The sequence below is a fragment of the Streptococcus sp. HMSC073A12 genome (assembly GCF_001812815.1).
GTDB lineage: Bacteria > Bacillota > Bacilli > Lactobacillales > Streptococcaceae > Streptococcus > Streptococcus vaginalis.
Genome location: NZ_KV810530.1, coordinates 60,614 through 77,025 on the forward strand (window position 1 = coordinate 60,614; position 16,412 = coordinate 77,025).

Below are 16,412 nucleotides of genomic sequence, written 5' to 3' on the forward strand. Positions count from 1 at the left end.
AGCAAATTTTGAGATTAAAGGAGAGTTTCATCCTTGATTTTGCAAAGAAAATGGATGCAACCATATATAATATATAGCATTTACTACTTCTCTGACTGGAGCATTTTTTCTACAATTTGTTTTTGATTTTGAAATAAAGGATAACGATTCATAAAATATCGGAGTTCACTAGGTTTCAGCCAGATGTGACCATCCGTTTCACCCTCTTGATATTTCACATCTTTTTCTGTAACGGTTGCCTCATAAAAATCAAAATGACAGTGATCTTTAGGTGAAGTCGTCTGCTCAATCAGTTGTATTTCTCTAGGAATTAGCCCAGTTTCTTCCCGCAATTCACGATAGGCTGCGGTCATGCTATCTTCACCAGCCAACACACTTCCTCCTGCACCAAACTCATAATAATTAGGATGAATTTCTTTTTCTGGACTGCGGTGCATCAGGAGAAATTCCCCATCTAGATGGCGAACGAAGACATTGACACAAAGGTGATACTGCCCTTCCGCAATTGGTTGACCTCTCTTTAGAAAATCTCCTTGTCGCTCTCTTTGCTCATCATATGCATCCCAATATTCCATTTCTTCTCCTCCTAAAATAAAGGAGTTCATTGTCCGAACTCCTTTCTAGCATATTTAACCAAACGCTTGCTCCATCACACTCACCAAAACCAACCATCTTCTTCTTTGATAGCTTCTGCTTCTTTGCGCTTACGAGGTCCTGTTCCATACATTTCTTCTTCTACATCTTCCTTGTAAGGCATTACAGATGATAAGATGATGTAAATGATAATACCTAATCCGAAATTAGAGACAGTAAATAAAACGAATAGAAAGCGAACAAGCCCTACATCTAGACCAAATTTATCAGATAAACCTGCTAACACTCCCGATACAGCTCTATTTCGACGTAATTTATAAAATGTTGTTTTCATCATCATTTAGCCTCTTTCATTGATACTGAATCTAGTGTAACACATTTCAGTCATCATGCCATCCGTCCTTAGGCGGATTTCTGATTGTTTCGTCAAAATAATCATTAAGACTGCAATTGTCTGACAAAAATGAGCTTCCCTTGGCAACGTCCGCAGCAATACCGCTCAGTATTGATTCGTCTTTTTCTATGATATTGTGCACGACAATGCAAGCATTGATAAACAAGCGTTTTTGAAGTTGATTGGCTTGATAAAGTAGGGGCATAGCGCAAACCGTCCACGGCTTTCAATAATTGCTTGAAATCTCGATCCTTATGTCGATAACCTTTCTTTTCAAAGTAAAGATGATAATGGCACAACTCATGCCGCACAATTTTTCGGAAGGTTTCTAAACCAAACTGTTCATAGATTCTAGGATTAAAATCAAGATGACCATCCTTTGGAAAAAAGCGTCCACCTGTTGAGCGAAGACGCTTATTCCAAGAAGCCATATGTCGAAATTCTTTGCCAAAATCTTCCAAAGAGACTTGTCTGACATAGTTAGTTAGATTCACGCGGTGCCACCAAGGAAAGATTGACCTTTTCTCTTTCTATATCCAGCTTATCCACCCACACGGTTACCAAATCACCAACAGAAACTACTTGGCTTGGATGTTTGACATAGCTGTTGCTGAGCTTAGAAATGTGAATCAAGCCGTCTTCGTGAATGCCAATATCGACAAAAGCACCAAAGTCAACAACATTGCGGACAACGCCTTCTAACTTTTGCCCAATTTGTAAATCCTTCATATCAAGGACATCTTGACGCAGAACCGGTGCATCAAATGAATCACGCATATCACGACCTGGCTTGAGCAAGTCTGCAATGATATCCTTGAGGGTAGCTTCTCCCAAGTTCAAATCTACAGCAACTTTTTTGACATCTAAAGACTGCAATTTTTCTTGAGCGGCTTGATCTAAGTCCGTAATTGCAAGCGTTTGGAACAATTTCTCAACAGCTGGATAACTCTCTGGGTGAACACCTGTATTATCCAAAACATTATCACTTTCGGGAATTCGTAAGAACCCTGCCGCCTGTTCAAATGCTTTAGCACCCAGACGAGGAACTTTTTTGATGGCATCGCGCGAGCGAATCATGCCTTCTTCTTCACGATATTTGACAATATTTTCAGAAATCGTTTTGTTTAACCCTGCCACATGCGATAGAAGAGATGGGCTTGCGGTATTGATATTAACGCCGACTTGGTTAACAACGGTATCTACGACAAAATCCAAGCTTTCAGATAATTTCTTCTGGCTCACATCATGTTGGTATTGACCGACACCGATTGATTTTGGGTCAATTTTAACTAGCTCTGCAAGAGGGTCTTGCAGTCGACGTGCGATAGAGATAGCCGAACGTTTCTCAACGGTCAAATCAGGGAACTCATGCCGTGCCAATTCGCTAGCAGAATAAACAGACGCACCGCTTTCATTGACAATAACATAGCTGACGTTTGGATGAGTTTTCAATACTTCAGCGACAAATGCTTCACTTTCACGACTAGCTGTTCCATTCCCAATAGCAATGATTTCAACACCAAATTGGTCAATCAAGTCTGACAAATCTTGCTTAGAAGCTTCAATTTGCGCTGCTTTTGCCGGTGGAACAGGATAGATAACCTGAGTTGTCAGCATTTTTCCAGTTGCATCTACGACTGCTAATTTTGCTCCTGTCCGAAAAGCTGGGTCAAATCCTAGTACCACGCGTCCTTTGAGTGGCGCAATCAAGAGCAGATTTCGCAGATTATCTGAAAAGAGCTGAATGGCTCCGTCTTCTGCAGTCTCGGTCAATTCTGCCCTAATCCGACGTTCCATAGCTGGAATGATTTTCTTTTTCACAGCTTGCTGGATTGCTTCATGAATGTAGTCATTTTTGACCTTAAAGCGCACTTCAAAGAAGCGGATAATCTTATCTACATTATTCTCAAAACTAACTTTGAGAACACCTAGCTTTTCACCACGATTCAGTGCTAAGGTGCGATACCCCTGCATATCCGCGATTTTTTCGGAAAAGTCATAATAGATTTGAAACACTTGCTTTTCGTCCAAATCTTGATCTTTTAAAGTTGAAACAATGCTTGAATTTGTCAGCATTTCATGATAAGTCCAAGCACGCAGTTGTACATCTTCTGAAATGGCTTCCACTAAAATATCTACAGCTCCAGCTAGAGCTGCTTCTGCCGTCGGAAATGTTTCGTTAGTTAAGGCAGTTGCTTCCTCTTGAAGAGTGGCAGCATTTTGTAATATGAGTCGTGCCAAAGGAAAAAGTCCTGCTTCACGTGCAATCGTAGCTTTTGTCCGACGTTTTTCTTTGTAAGGAAGATAAAGTTCTTCCACATCAGCCAACTTTTCAGCTGCTTCAATGGCCGCACGCAATTTGTCCGTCAGCTTTCCTTGTTCTTCAATCTTTGCCAGCACCGTTGCCTTACGCTCTCTGAGGTTCGTCAGACTTTTATCCAAATCAAGAATAGCCTTAATCTCTACCTCATCCAAATTACCTGTCATTTCTTTCCGATAACGAGCGATAAACGGAATCGTGTTGCCCTCTGCTGTCAGTTCCAATACTTTTTCAATTTGCTTCTGACTAATCTTTAAACTTTGCGATAGTTCGATAATATTTGTTTCCATAAAAAATATTATATCATACCTTTTCCAGTCGTCCAAATCCAATTACTACTTCATTCTTGGTTTATGGCTATTTTACTTTATCAAAAATTTTTTTTCCTTATACACATAGTTTCTTCATTATACCACATTCCTCTCCTTCTTTCACAAGCTAATCTTTATTCTGCTGACTTTATTTCACCAGAATTTTCAAAATGATAGTATAATAGTTAAAAAGGAAAAGGAGGCTGTTATGGCTATTAAATTTACGCGTTCAGATGATTTAGATAAAATGTTTGAAGAATTTGCAACGTTACCTAAAATCGAAAAAATAGAATTTCCTGATGAAAAAGAAAAAAAGATTAAAAAAGAACAAAAGGCTAAAAAGTTATGAGTTTTTTTAATCAACTACCACCTAGCGTTTTGCAAGCTGGTGCGATTTTCCTCTCCATTATTATTGAAGCACTACCTTTTGTGCTGATTGGGAGTATTATTTCAGGTTTTATAGAGGTTTATATCACACCAGACAAAGTTTATCGCTATCTGCCTAAAAATAAATGGTGTCGAATTTTCTTTGGTACTTTTATTGGCTTCATTTTCCCTTCTTGCGAATGTGGAATTGTCCCTATTATCAATCGCTTTTTGGAAAAGAAAGTACCGAGTTACACAGCTGTACCTTTTATGGTGACAGCGCCGGTTATCAATCCCATTGTTCTTTTTGCGACTTACTCTGCTTTCGGGAATTCCTTTAAAATGGCTTTGCTCAGAGCTCTTGGCTCTATTGTTGTAGCAATTATTCTAGGAATTTTCTTTGGCTTTCTCAACACAGCAACTATTCAAAAAGAGAATCGAGTCATTCAGCATGAACACGACTTCTCCCATTTAAGTCAGCCAAAGAAAGTATTTCAAGTGTTTGTGCAGTCTATTGACGAATTTTTTGATACAGGTCGTTACTTAGTCTTTGGTTGTCTCTTTGCCAGTCTAGTGCAAGTCTACGTGCCTACACGCATCCTGACTTCCATTAGTGCAACACCGCTTATGGCTATTTTGCTATTGATGCTGCTTGCATTTCTTCTCTCACTTTGCAGTGAAGCAGATGCCTTTATCGGCAGTTCGCTCATTTCTAGCTTTGGTTTAGCGCCAGTTCTGGCTTTTCTCGTCATTGGACCAATGCTAGATGTGAAAAATATCCTCATGATGAAAAATTACCTCAAAGGACGATTCATCTGGCAATTCATTGGAATTGTTAGTTTAGTTGTTGTCATTTACTCTTGGCTTGTGGGGGTGGTGCTATGATTCGTTTTCTAATTTTAGCTGGTTACTTTGAAACCACCATGTATTTGCAACTTTCTGGCAAGCTCAATCAATACATCAATATGCATTTTTCTTATTTGGCATATATTTCCATGATACTTTCTTTTGTGCTAGCTATTGTGCAGCTCATCGTCTGGATGAAAAAAATGAAAGTACACAGCCATTTGACGAGCCACTCAGCAAAATTTGCTAGCATTGCTTTTCTTGTTGTACCACTTATCGTTGCTCTCTTCTTTCCAACGGTCAATTTGGACTCTACAACCGTTTCTGCTAAGGGCTACCATTTTCCTCTAGCTGATGGTAGTTCAAAGAGCATTCAGGCTGATGAAGGTACTACCAATCAATACCTGAAGCCTGATACCAGTACCTATTTTACTAAAAGTGCTTACGAGAAGGAAATGCGGGCAGCTGCAAAAAAATATCTGAAAAAAGATGTCATCTCCGTTACGACGGAAAATTATATGGAAGTCATGGAAGTCCTCTATGATTATCCAGATGAATTTGCAGGGAAACGGTTAGAATTTACTGGCTTTGTCTACAACGACCCAAGTGATAAAAACAGCCAGTTTCTTTTCCGTTTCGGTATTATCCACTGTATCGCAGATTCAGGGGTTTATGGACTTCTGACAACTGGTAATACAGAGCATTTTGAAAATAATACTTGGATAAGAGCGAGTGGAAAAATCACTATTCGCTACCATAAGCAACTAGGACAAAGCTTGCCAACGCTTGAAGTGGATAGTTTCAAGAAAGTTGAAAAACCCAGCAATCCTTATGTTTACCGCGTATTTTAAACCACATTAAATAAGCAAAAGAAGACCTGATAAGTATTTCTCTAGGTCTCCTATTATGCTCTTTTATAAGTAATTATGATAAAATAAGAGAAATTTATATTTTTAGGAGGTATTATGTCACATCCAAACCAACCCGTTTCAAGGAAAACCTTGCTCTCTATTCTCGCTACAGCACTCATTGCTTTTGCTGGAATTCTATCTGAAACCAGTATGAATGTCACCTTTCCGCACCTTATGAAAGTTTTTCATACAGACCTTGGCACATTGCAATGGATTACAACAGGTTATCTGCTAGTTGTCGCTATCACGATTACACTTGGAGCCACTCTAGCACACAATTGGTCTGAGCGTAAAATTCTATTCACCAGTCTAGCTATGTTTACGCTGGGTAATGGCGTTGCGATGATTGCCCCTAATTTTGCCCTACTTATGTTAGGACGCATTCTGCAAGGAGCATCCACAGGAATTGCTACCCCTCTCATGTTTAACCTTATCGTGGAACGAATCCCACGCAGCCAAATCGGATTTTACATGGGACTGTCTGGACTCGTTATAAGCCTAGCTCCTGCGATTGGTCCCACTTATGGCGGCTTTATGATTGGCTTGTTTGACTGGCACATGATTTACACACTCATCATGCCCGTTCCGATTATCTCCTTCATATTAGGATTTTTATTTTTAGAAAATACCCCCAATAAACAAAAACGTCCTTTTGAGTGGATTTCTTTCTTGCTTCTTACACTTTCACTGACTTTTTCTATCATGATGATTTCTAGCTTAGAAGAAGGTAGCTTTAATTGGACTTTTGTCATCATCTTTTTATTATCACTTGTCCTTTTCGTTTGGCGAAGTTTAACGGTAGTGCATCCTTTTTTAGATATTCGTATTTTGAAAAATCCAGTTATTTTACTAGGAATTATTCCTTTCTTTCTCTACCAATTTTCAAATTTATCAGCCAATTTTCTGATTCCTAATTTCTTAGTTTTAGTAAAACACGAGGCTACTTCTGCCGCTGGCTTTGCATTGCTTCCTGGAACAATGTTAGGAGCTTTTTCGGCACCTTTCTTTGGAAAATTATATGACACCAAGGGACCCAAACTTTCTCTATATGGTGGGAATCTCCTCTTTTTCTTAGCCGTTTTCGTTTTTGCATTCTTTACAAAAGCCTTAACATTACCGCTCATCATCCTTTTTTATATTTTCTTTACGATTGGGCGCAATCTGGCTTTCAACAACACGATGGCCTTATCTGTTTCACAAATTAGTCGTGAGAAGTCGCCAGATGCCACAGCACTTTTTCAAATGGCTCAAACATTTGCTGGAGCTTTAGGAACGGCGATTGCTGCTATCATGGTCAATCAAGCTCCTGATACTACGACAGGTGTGCATCTTGTCTTTCTACTCCTTTTCTTCCTCGTTATCCTTATTTTTTATCTCTTTTACTCTTTATTTCGAGCTATCAAAAATCAGAAATTTTAATCAATTTATGGTAAAATAAATAAAATATTAGAAAATGGGTGTTCAAAATGTCTTCAAAAGTGATTATTACAATTTTTGGTGCCAGTGGAGATTTGGCAAAAAGAAAACTCTATCCTTCTCTTTTTAGATTGTATAAATCTGGCAATCTGTCTAAGCATTTTGCCGTTATCGGTACAGCTCGCAGACCTTGGAGCAAGGAATATTTTGAATCTGTCGTGGTCGAGTCTATCACAGAACTTGCAGACAGCCCTGAACAAGCGCAAGAATTTGCTAGCCATTTCTATTATCAAAGTCACGATGTCCAAGATACCGAGCATTATATTGAATTGAGAAAACTACAAAATCATCTCAATGAGCACTATCAAGCAGAACACAATAAACTTTTCTTCCTATCTATGGCTCCTCAGTTTTTTGGTACGATTGCCAAACATCTCAAATCAGAACAAATTGTGGACGGGAAGGGATTTGAACGCTTAATTGTAGAAAAACCTTTTGGCACAGACCTAGCTTCTGCTAGCAAACTGAACAACGATTTGTTGGCAACATTTGACGAAGAGCAGATTTTCCGGATTGACCATTATCTCGGCAAAGAAATGATTCAAAGTATTTTTGCCATTCGCTTTGCCAATCTTCTTTTTGAAAATGTCTGGAATCGTGATTATATTGACAATGTACAGATTACCTTTGCTGAAAAGTTAGGTGTGGAAGAACGTGGTGGTTATTACGACCATTCAGGTGCACTGCGCGATATGGTGCAAAATCACACACTTCAACTCCTGTCTTTGCTTGCTATGGACAAACCCAAAACTTTTACCAAAGATGATATTCGTGCTGAAAAAATTAAGGCTTTCAAGCACTTACACAAGCCGTCCGATAATGATTTGAAAAAGCTCTTCATTCGTGGTCAATACACTTCTGGCAAAGTGGACGGGAAAAAGTACATTTCCTATCGTAGTGAACCAAATGTTGCCCCAGAATCTACCACAGAAACCTTTGCTTCTGGTGCATTCTTTGTAGATAGTGACCGATTTCGCGGGGTGCCATTTTTCTTCCGTACTGGAAAACGTCTCACTGCCAAAGGAACCCATGTCAACATTGTCTTCAAGCAAATGGAATCCATTTTCGGCTCCTCGCTTCAACCAAATGTGCTGACGATTTACATTCAACCAACTGAAGGATTTTCTCTTAGTATGAATGGCAAAGAACTGGGCGAGCAATTTAACTTAGCTCCATTGACACTTGATTATCGTACAGATGCAACAGCTTCTGGTGCGTCACCAGAACCTTATGAGAAGCTCATCTACGATGTACTAAACAATGACTCAACCAATTTTAGCCACTGGGACGAAGTTCGCTCTAGTTGGGAATTGATTGACCGTATTGAAGCCTTGTGGGCAAATAACGAAGTTCCCCTTCATCATTACAAATCAGGTACTATGGGACCCGAAGCCAGCTTTGAACTCCTTAACCAATTTGAAGCTGATTGGAACTGGCGTCCAGATGAAGCCTATCGCAAAGAAGGACGATTGGGGTAAAGTAAATATATACAAAAGACTTGCAATTCATTTGCAAGTCTTTTTTCTTATACCAAGCCCTCTAAGAGCCCTTTCATAAAGTTTTCAGAGTTAAATACTCCAATATCGTCAATTTTTTCTCCGAATCCAATCAGTTTAACTGGAATATCCAGCTCTTGACGGATTGCAAGAACAACACCACCACGCGCTGTTCCATCAATTTTCGTCAAGACAATTCCTGTTACTGGCGTAATTTTTGAAAATTCCTTAGCTTGAACAAGGGCGTTTTGACCAGTTGATGCATCCAGTGCCAAGAACGTTTCATGTGGCGAAGCTGGATCTACCCGTTTGATAATCCGTCCAATTTTTTCCAACTCTGCCATTAGGTTATCTTTGTTTTGCAAGCGTCCGGCCGTATCAATCATTAGAATATCCACATTTTCAGCCTTTGCACGCTCCATACCGTCATAAACAACGCTAGCTGGATCACTCTTTTCTGGACCTGTCACAACCGGAACATCTACTCGACGTCCCCATTCCACCAACTGAGCAACAGCTCCTGCACGGAAAGTATCTGCTGCAACTAACATGACTTTCTTGCCAGCCTGCTTATATTTATAAGCCAATTTCCCAATCGAAGTGGTTTTCCCAACTCCGTTTACACCCACAAAAAGCATGACTGTCAAACCGTCTTGTAAATTGATTTTTTCGTTAAATTGACCATCTTTCTCATAGATGTCTACTAACTTTTCAATGATGACCCGACGAAGGACATCTGGCTTTTTGGCATTTTCAAGGCGAGCTTCTTGGCGTAAGGCTTCTGTCAGATTAGAAGCGACTTGCACTCCCACGTCACTCGTAATCAAGAGTTCTTCTAACTCTTCAAAAAACTCCTCATCTACCGAGCGAAAATTAGCAAAGAAAGCATTAAGCCGCGCTCCAAAACCTGTCCGTGTCTTCTTGAGACTGCGGTCATACTTTTCCTGAACCGTTTCTTCTTGAATAAATGAACTTGCTTCAATTGGTTCGCTAATAGTCTTCTCTACCGTAGTTGACTCTGCTGAGCTTGACCATGCGTTCGCTTCGTTCAGCTGCCTCATATTTTCTTGTTCTGCCTGCTGTCTTCTAGCTTCTGCTAAACGTGACTGTAAATCTGTGGCAGCTGGATGAGTCGTATATTGCGAAAAAGCTGCTGTCTCGTCAGGTTGTGGAGTTCCCATTTCATTCTGCAATGTATGATTTTCTGGAGCTTGCGAATCATTTTCAGCTGACTCTGCATCTGCCACTATATCAGCCAACCTTGGCTCCATTTCTTCTACTTTTTCTTGAATGGTTTCAAGACGTGCCTCATCCTCAGCAAAACGTTCTTTCAATTCTGTTTGGAATGTTTGTTCATCTAGATTCTCAGATTGCGTATTCTCTACAGGAGCTGTTTCTACTTTTTCTAGATTCTTGCCTTGATCATCCTCTGATACTATTTCTACAGCTTCTTCAGGAATATTTTCAACTGGTTTTTCTTCTTTTTGGCGACCAAAAAGGCGATCAAATAAACCCATTAAATCCCTCCTTTATTTCAGTGCATATTTTTCTATAGCCCAAGCAACAGCATCTTCGTCATTCGTCATCGGCGTCACTACATTGGCGACTTCTTTGACTGCTGCTACTGCATTTTGCATAGCTACACCAATCCCTGCCCATTTTATCATAGACAGGTCATTTGCTTCATCTCCGCAAGTCATGACTTGACTTTGTTCAATTCCTAAATGAGCAATCAATTTTTCTAAGCCATTTGCTTTATGGACATTCTTCGGAGACCATTCTAACAGCATATCGCGCGACTTAAAAATTTCATATTTGTCAAATAAATCGGACGAAAGTTGAGCGATGCCACGATCAAGCGGATCTGGTGCATAAGCTGTTACACATTTATTATAAGTCTGTTGGCTAGATAAGTCTGCAAATGAAACCGACTCAAATGTTAAAGCAGGATTGCAAGTTTGGTAAAGCGATTCATGGTCTGACTGGATTTGGTAGACAGTTCCTTCGCAAATCGCATCTAGTGGCAAGCCTAACTTTTCTGTTTCCTCAAAAATGCGAGCCACATCGTCATAGGCAAAAACTGTTTTATCAAGAATTTCACCTGTATTGCGTTGCACCAAACCACCATTAAAAGTAACGGTGTATTCGTCCTCTTGATTGGCTACGCCCAGTTCGTTTAAGAAAAGCTCCATTGCTTTTAGAGGGCGACCGGTCGTCAAAACAATCTTAATTCCCTGCTCTTGAGCGGCTTTAAGCGCCGCTAAATTTCGAGCAGAAATTTTTTTCTCAGAAGTCAGTAAAGTCCCATCTAAATCTAGGGCAATCAATTTTATCTCTGCCATTATAAGCCCTCCATATACGTCATAACTGAATGCGCCGCATGATGCCCAATGACCTCTTTGGCTACTTCCAAAATCTCTGGACGAGCATTTTCAGGGGCAATGGGATAACCTGCTACTTGCATCATGTGTAGATCATTCAAATTGTCACCAAATGTCATGACCTGATCCATTTCAAGATTTAATTTCTTCGCCAATTCGACAATGGCAACGCCCTTGTCTACATAGTCTAGGACAATATCAATTGACTTATAACCTGTCGTCATAGCTTTGACACCGGGAACGTGTTCATTGACCCAGGCCTCACCAACAGCTACTGTTTCTTCAGAAAAATTGGTTGTAAATTTGAAAATTTCATCTGTAATATCCTCCAAGCGAGCTACTTTTTGGATATTTTCATTATAATGCGTACTAAAAGCTAAATAAGCTGGATCAACCGTTTCTAAAACATAGCAGCCCTTTTTACCTGTTAGAAGCAATTCACTGGTATTGATGAAAGGAGATGTCTTCAATTTCTCAAAAGCTGACAGATAAAAATCTTTGGACATGGTTGCTTCATAGAGATCTTCTCCGTGAAATTTTACCAGACTGCCATTTTCAGCAATAAAAATTATCTCATCTCGCACATCCTCAAATAGCTTTTCTAATGACAGCAAACTGCGTCCACTGGCTACTGCAAAATAGATGCCCTTTTCTTTAAAACGGAGCAACAACTGCTTCAGTCGAACCATATCAAACTGCCCTTTGTCATCTAAAAAGGTGCCGTCCATATCTGTTGCAACTAATTTTATATTCATTTTACATACTTTCTAAATCTTTTAATTTTACGGAGACAATCTTTGATACACCGGACTCTTGCATGGTTACCCCATAGATAGAGTCTGCTGCGGACATCGTTCCTTTACGGTGTGTTACCACAATAAACTGGCTGTCCTTGTCAAAGCGATTAAGATAGTCGCCAAAACGTTTGACATTAGCTTCGTCAAGTGCAGCTTCCACCTCGTCCAAAATGACAAATGGTATCGTCTTGACACGAATAATGGAGAAGAGTAATGCTAAGGCTGATAGCGCCTTTTCTCCTCCGCTCATCAGATTGAGTGATTGGATTTTTTTGCCGGGCGGTTGAACCGAAATTTCTACCCCCGCAGTCAACAGGTCGCCTTCGGTCAAAATCAAGTCCGCTGAACCGCCACCAAACATCTGTCTGAAAGTCACTTTGAAGCTCTCACGAATCGCTTCAAAGGTTGATTTGAAGCGTTCTTTTACTTCGTCATTCATTTCTTCAATGGTTTCCAAAAGCAAATTTTTCGCAGAGAGTACGTCATCTCTTTGAGTATTGAGGAAATGCAGTCGTTGACTGACTTCTTCAAATTGCTCTACCGCATCAAGATTGACTGGTCCTAAAGCCCGAATAACCTTTTCTAAGTCCTTAACCTTAGTTTCAGAAACCGTAAGATTTTCTAGTGGACGAGCCTGTTTACTAGCTTCATCAAAAGATATTTGATAGTCATCTGTCAAATTCGTCAAAAGGCGACGCAAGACATCTGCAATCTTATCTTTTTCAGCTTCTGCTTTTGCCTGTTTGCGAATCAGATCCTCATTTTGCTGGCGGGCTTGTTCCAGATGACTAGTAAGATCCTCTGCTTGCCCTTCCAAATCGTCCAGTTCAAACTGACGACGAATGGTAGCTTGGTTCAAAGTTGTCTTTTCCTGTATAGCCTGTGTTAATTGCTCTTCTAAAACAGCAATATCCACTTTTGAAGCGTTTTCTTCCTTTTGCTCCATTAGAAATTGTAAAGTTGAAATCCCTTTGTCCAATTCAGATTTTTCATTGGACAAACGCGTGAGATCCGTCTGAACGTAACGCTGATGCCCCGTCAGCTCGGTACGAGCCAAACGAAGCTCAGATAAGCGGGCTGTTAGCTTGTCTAAACGTGCTTGAACAGCATCTTTATCCGACTTAATCTGCTCAATCTCGGCTTCTGTTTCGGATTTATCTTGCTCAATTTCTGCAAGGCGATTGACTAACTTTTCTTTTTGCTCCGCCATATCAGGAAGAACTTCACGAGATAACTCTCTTTCTTGCAGCACTAAGAGCTCAGATAAGTCTTCAACCTGTTTGTGCGTTTGCTCATAAGCCATTTGAGCCTTTTGCTCTGCTAATCGTGCTTCCTCACCACTTACTTTTATTTCTTCTAACAGACTGTTGGCTTGGCTTAGCTGCGTGTGCAAATCTTCCACTTGTTTTTCTTGCTCTGCTAAAGTCGCATTCTTCTCAGAAAGTTCCATTTGTAAAGCGTCTAGCTCCGGCTTGATGAAAATCGTATTGTTATTTCGATTAGCGCCACCTGCATAAGAACCGCCTGTCCGCAATTCTGTTCCATCCAGCGTGACAATTCGTACTTGATACCGAACTTTGCGAGCGGCTGCTCGCGCATTTTCTACCGTATCAAAAATGGCTGTTGTACCTAGCAAATTTTGGAAAATATGCTCCAAACTCTTATCATAGCGCACCAAAGACGAAGCCAAACCAAGAAAACCAGTGCTTTTTTCAATGCTTCCTTGATGATGATCTGGTAAATGCCGCGCTTTAATCGTTGTCAGTGGCAGAAAAGTTGCCCGTCCTGTTCGATTGCGTTTCAGAAATTCAATTGCTCGTGTCGCAGCTTGTTCGTCCTCTACGATAATATGCTGGCTACTTGCTCCAAGTGCAATTTCAAGTGCTGTCTGGTAATGCGAATCAAAGCTCAATTTTTCACTAACAGCACCGATAATACCGCCCAGACACTCTGCTTCTTGAAGAACGCTTTTCACCCCAGCATAGAAATGACTGTGATTTTTCAGAATAGCTTCTAAACTACCAACACGCGCCTTTTTATTTTTTACATCATCCATTAAATCAAACATTGCCGTTTGGTTTTGCTGATAATTCGTTTTTACAGTTTGCACTTGCTTTAGCTGTGCCTGATAATCTGTCAGTAACTGCTGAACCGACTGCCGAGCTGTTGCTAAATCTTCCAGTTGACTTTGCTCGTTGATTTGAAGATTCTTTAAATTTTCTTTTAACTTAGCAAATTCTACTTGTTTGCTTTCAGATAATTGTAATTCGTTGGCTAAGCGACTTTCTAAAGCAGTTAAGTCATTGGATAAGTCCGCTTCTTCCTGCATCAATTGGACAAATTCAGCACGTAATTTTTCAATCATCTGGTCAGGATCATCCGAAAATGCCTCAATTTCAGCTTCTAATTTATGAATCGCTTGTTGATTTCGTTCCAATTTTACATCAAAATCAATCAACTGCTCGTCTTTTCCCTGCCATTCTGTTTGAACCGCCTCTAATTTTTCTGTCAATCCTTTCAGGCGTTCCTCATTTTCCTTCCGACTGTTGGCAGCTTGACTAGATTCTAATTTGGAAACTTCGATTTGGCGTTCTAAGTCACTGATGAGGCGGGTTAGTTCAAGCAAACTCACTTGGTCATCTGCCATTTGTTTTTGCAAATCATGGCGTTTTTCTTTCAGAAGAGCATTTTCTTGCTCTAGCTGGTCACGTTTGCTGTAATAAGCAGACAAAGATTGCTGAATCCCCACAAGCCGTTCTTCAGTATCATTCAGCTGTGTTTTATTTCCCTTTATTTGAGCAATCAATACACCCAAATAAAGAGCACGGCGTTCCTCATCCAATTTCAAAAACTGCTTAGCTGTCGTAGCTTGCTTTTCAAGAGGCTTCACTTGACTATCGAGCTCATAAATAATGTCTTCCAGCCGATCTAGATTATCTTGTGTTTGGCTGAGCTTACTTTCAGTCTCCTTGCGCCGCGTCTTGTATTTCAGTACGCCAGCCGCTTCTTCAAAAATGGCACGGCGCTCCTCTGGCTTGCTATTGAAAATTTCTTCCACCTTTCCTTGAGAAATAATGGAAAAACTATCTCGCCCAAGCCCTGTATCCATAAACAAATCATGAATATCTCGTAAACGTACCTTCTTGCCGTCTATTTTATACTCGCTATCCCCACTGCGATAAATATGACGCTCCACACGAATCTCATCTGCAGCTTGCTGGATAAAACGGTCTTTATTGTCCAAAACGACAACAACAGAAGCATAATTCAGTGGTTTGCGAGTTTCAGTCCCCGCAAAAATAACATCTGGCATTTTCCCGCCACGAAGACTTTTAACACTGGACTCTCCCAGTGCCCAACGCAGGCTTTCAGTAATGTTACTCTTTCCTGAGCCATTTGGTCCAACGACTGCTGTCACTCCCTGATCAAATATTACCTTGGTCTTATCTGCAAAAGATTTGAAACCTTGAATTTCAATTTCTTTTAAATACATGAATGACTTTCCTTTTCAAATGCATTTTTAGCAGCTTCCTGCTCTGCTAATTTTTTCGAGCGTCCTTGACCTTGTCCAACCGTTCTGCCATCAACAGATACCGCTACAGCAAATTCTTTAGCATGAGCTGGACCGGACTCAGAGATGACTTGATAGACAATCTCGACATCACCATTGACTTGGAGCAGTTCTTGTAGCTTGGTCTTGTAATCAACCACCTGCTCAAAGTCTCCAACTTCTACCTTTGGAATCATGACTTGATACAGGAAGTTTTTGACCGCTTCCACTCCCTTATCTAGCAACAAAGCTCCTAAAAAGGCTTCAAATAAATCCCCAAGAATGGTATCCCGATTACGCCCACCTGACTTTTCTTCGCCACGACCTAATTTGATAAATTGATCAAACTGGCAATCTCGACTAAAACCAGCCAAACTCTCTTCACGTACAATGGTTGAGCGAAGTTTTGACAAGTCCCCTTCTGGTTTTTTCGGATATTTTTTATACAGATATTCTGAAATCAATAATTGCAGAACAGCGTCTCCTAAAAATTCCAAGCGCTCATTGTGTGAAATGTTTAAGAGGCGGTGCTCATTGGCATAGCTAGTGTGTGTAAAAGCTGTCTCCAGCAACTTTTCATCTTGGAAGACAATTCCAAATTGCTGACTCAAAACTTTATGTAAATCTCTCATTTTTTCTCCTTTCAAGAAGAACTTTTTCTTTTAATACTTAATGAACATCAAAAATTTGACAATCACCTCCAGCTGTCTCCCAGACAATTGGAACTAGAAAGCAAGCTGCGGGGGAGCAAAAGTTCAAGTAGAGCTTTTGAAGTTGCAGGTGTAATCAACGAAGTCAGCAACAAAGAGTACAGCAAGGTTGGCAAAAGTTTCGCTTTCCTTCTTTGCCACCTCTCACAGTCACCCGAACTGTGAAATCCGACGAAGTTTGAAGAGATCTTCACAGAGTATAAAATGAAAACAAATTCTCTATTATTATATCAAAAAATACTTGATACTCCAACGATACC

14 protein-coding genes are annotated in these 16,412 nt (G+C 40.2%); 5 read left to right on the forward strand and 9 right to left on the reverse strand.

Annotated features, from left to right (window positions below):
* Window positions 1–83: 83 nt before the first annotated feature.
* The 4 genes from HMPREF2876_RS03170 to HMPREF2876_RS03185 all read right to left on the reverse strand — a co-directional run bounded on the left by HMPREF2876_RS03170 (window position 84) and on the right by HMPREF2876_RS03185 (window position 3,598).
* The gene (locus HMPREF2876_RS03170; RefSeq protein WP_070241633.1) at window positions 84–605 is read right to left on the reverse strand and encodes an NUDIX hydrolase; all 522 of its coding nucleotides are present in this window, start codon (window positions 603–605) and stop codon (window positions 84–86) included.
* Between the two features lie 50 nt (window positions 606–655).
* Window positions 656–928, reverse strand: coding sequence for a PspC domain-containing protein (locus HMPREF2876_RS03175; RefSeq protein WP_042754025.1), 273 nt, complete (start codon window positions 926–928; stop codon window positions 656–658).
* A 104-nt stretch (window positions 929–1,032) separates the two neighbouring features.
* Window positions 1,033–1,482 (reverse strand): SprT family protein, encoded by a 450-nt coding sequence (locus tag HMPREF2876_RS03180; protein ID WP_024051838.1) that lies wholly within the window; start codon window positions 1,480–1,482, stop codon window positions 1,033–1,035.
* The gene (locus HMPREF2876_RS03185; RefSeq protein ID WP_070584154.1) at window positions 1,469–3,598 is read right to left on the reverse strand and encodes a Tex family protein; all 2,130 of its coding nucleotides are present in this window, start codon (window positions 3,596–3,598) and stop codon (window positions 1,469–1,471) included. The genes HMPREF2876_RS03180 and HMPREF2876_RS03185 overlap by 14 nt, the downstream gene beginning before the upstream one ends.
* A gap of 229 nt (window positions 3,599–3,827) precedes the next feature.
* Between HMPREF2876_RS03185 and HMPREF2876_RS10600 the strand changes: the two genes are divergently transcribed.
* From HMPREF2876_RS10600 to zwf, 5 genes are all read left to right on the forward strand, one after another.
* Window positions 3,828–3,968, forward strand: a complete 141-nt coding sequence (locus HMPREF2876_RS10600) for an SPJ_0845 family protein (protein ID WP_006270662.1) — start codon at window positions 3,828–3,830, stop codon at window positions 3,966–3,968.
* Window positions 3,965–4,870 carry a permease gene (locus HMPREF2876_RS03190; RefSeq protein WP_070584158.1) on the forward strand — a complete coding sequence of 302 codons (906 nt, stop codon included), beginning with the start codon at window positions 3,965–3,967 and terminating at the stop codon, window positions 4,868–4,870. The genes HMPREF2876_RS10600 and HMPREF2876_RS03190 overlap by 4 nt, the downstream gene beginning before the upstream one ends.
* Entirely contained in the window at window positions 4,867–5,682 is an 816-nt protein-coding gene (locus HMPREF2876_RS03195) for a TIGR03943 family putative permease subunit (RefSeq protein WP_024051841.1), read from the forward strand. Before HMPREF2876_RS03190 ends, HMPREF2876_RS03195 begins: the two co-directional genes overlap by 4 nt.
* A 114-nt stretch (window positions 5,683–5,796) precedes the next feature.
* Window positions 5,797–7,161: an MFS transporter gene (locus HMPREF2876_RS03200; protein WP_024051842.1), complete on the forward strand. Its 1,365-nt coding sequence runs from the start codon at window positions 5,797–5,799 to the stop codon at window positions 7,159–7,161.
* Between the two features lie 47 nt (window positions 7,162–7,208).
* Window positions 7,209–8,696 (forward strand): glucose-6-phosphate dehydrogenase, encoded by a 1,488-nt coding sequence (gene zwf, locus HMPREF2876_RS03205; RefSeq protein WP_024051843.1) that lies wholly within the window; start codon window positions 7,209–7,211, stop codon window positions 8,694–8,696.
* 47 nt (window positions 8,697–8,743) lie between these two features.
* Here zwf and ftsY read toward each other — a convergent pair whose 3' ends face one another.
* From ftsY to rnc, 5 genes are read right to left on the reverse strand one after another with little or no spacing between them, the layout of a single operon-like run.
* A complete protein-coding gene (ftsY, locus tag HMPREF2876_RS03210; protein ID WP_024051844.1) occupies window positions 8,744–10,231 on the reverse strand; it encodes a signal recognition particle-docking protein FtsY in 1,488 nt (495 codons plus the stop codon).
* Between the two features lie 12 nt (window positions 10,232–10,243).
* Window positions 10,244–11,056, reverse strand: a complete 813-nt coding sequence (locus tag HMPREF2876_RS03215; protein ID WP_070584160.1) for a Cof-type HAD-IIB family hydrolase — start codon at window positions 11,054–11,056, stop codon at window positions 10,244–10,246.
* Complete coding sequence (locus tag HMPREF2876_RS03220) at window positions 11,056–11,850, reverse strand: Cof-type HAD-IIB family hydrolase (RefSeq protein ID WP_070584162.1); 795 nt, start codon at window positions 11,848–11,850, stop codon at window positions 11,056–11,058. Before HMPREF2876_RS03220 ends, HMPREF2876_RS03215 begins: the two co-directional genes overlap by 1 nt.
* Window position 11,851: 1 nt before the next feature.
* On the reverse strand, window positions 11,852–15,385 hold the full coding sequence (smc, locus tag HMPREF2876_RS03225; protein ID WP_024051856.1) for a chromosome segregation protein SMC: 3,534 nt from the start codon (window positions 15,383–15,385) through the stop codon (window positions 11,852–11,854).
* Window positions 15,376–16,074 carry a ribonuclease III gene (gene rnc, locus HMPREF2876_RS03230; RefSeq protein ID WP_003025140.1) on the reverse strand — a complete coding sequence of 233 codons (699 nt, stop codon included), beginning with the start codon at window positions 16,072–16,074 and terminating at the stop codon, window positions 15,376–15,378. Before rnc ends, smc begins: the two co-directional genes overlap by 10 nt.
* Between the last annotated feature and the right edge of the window lie 338 nt (window positions 16,075–16,412).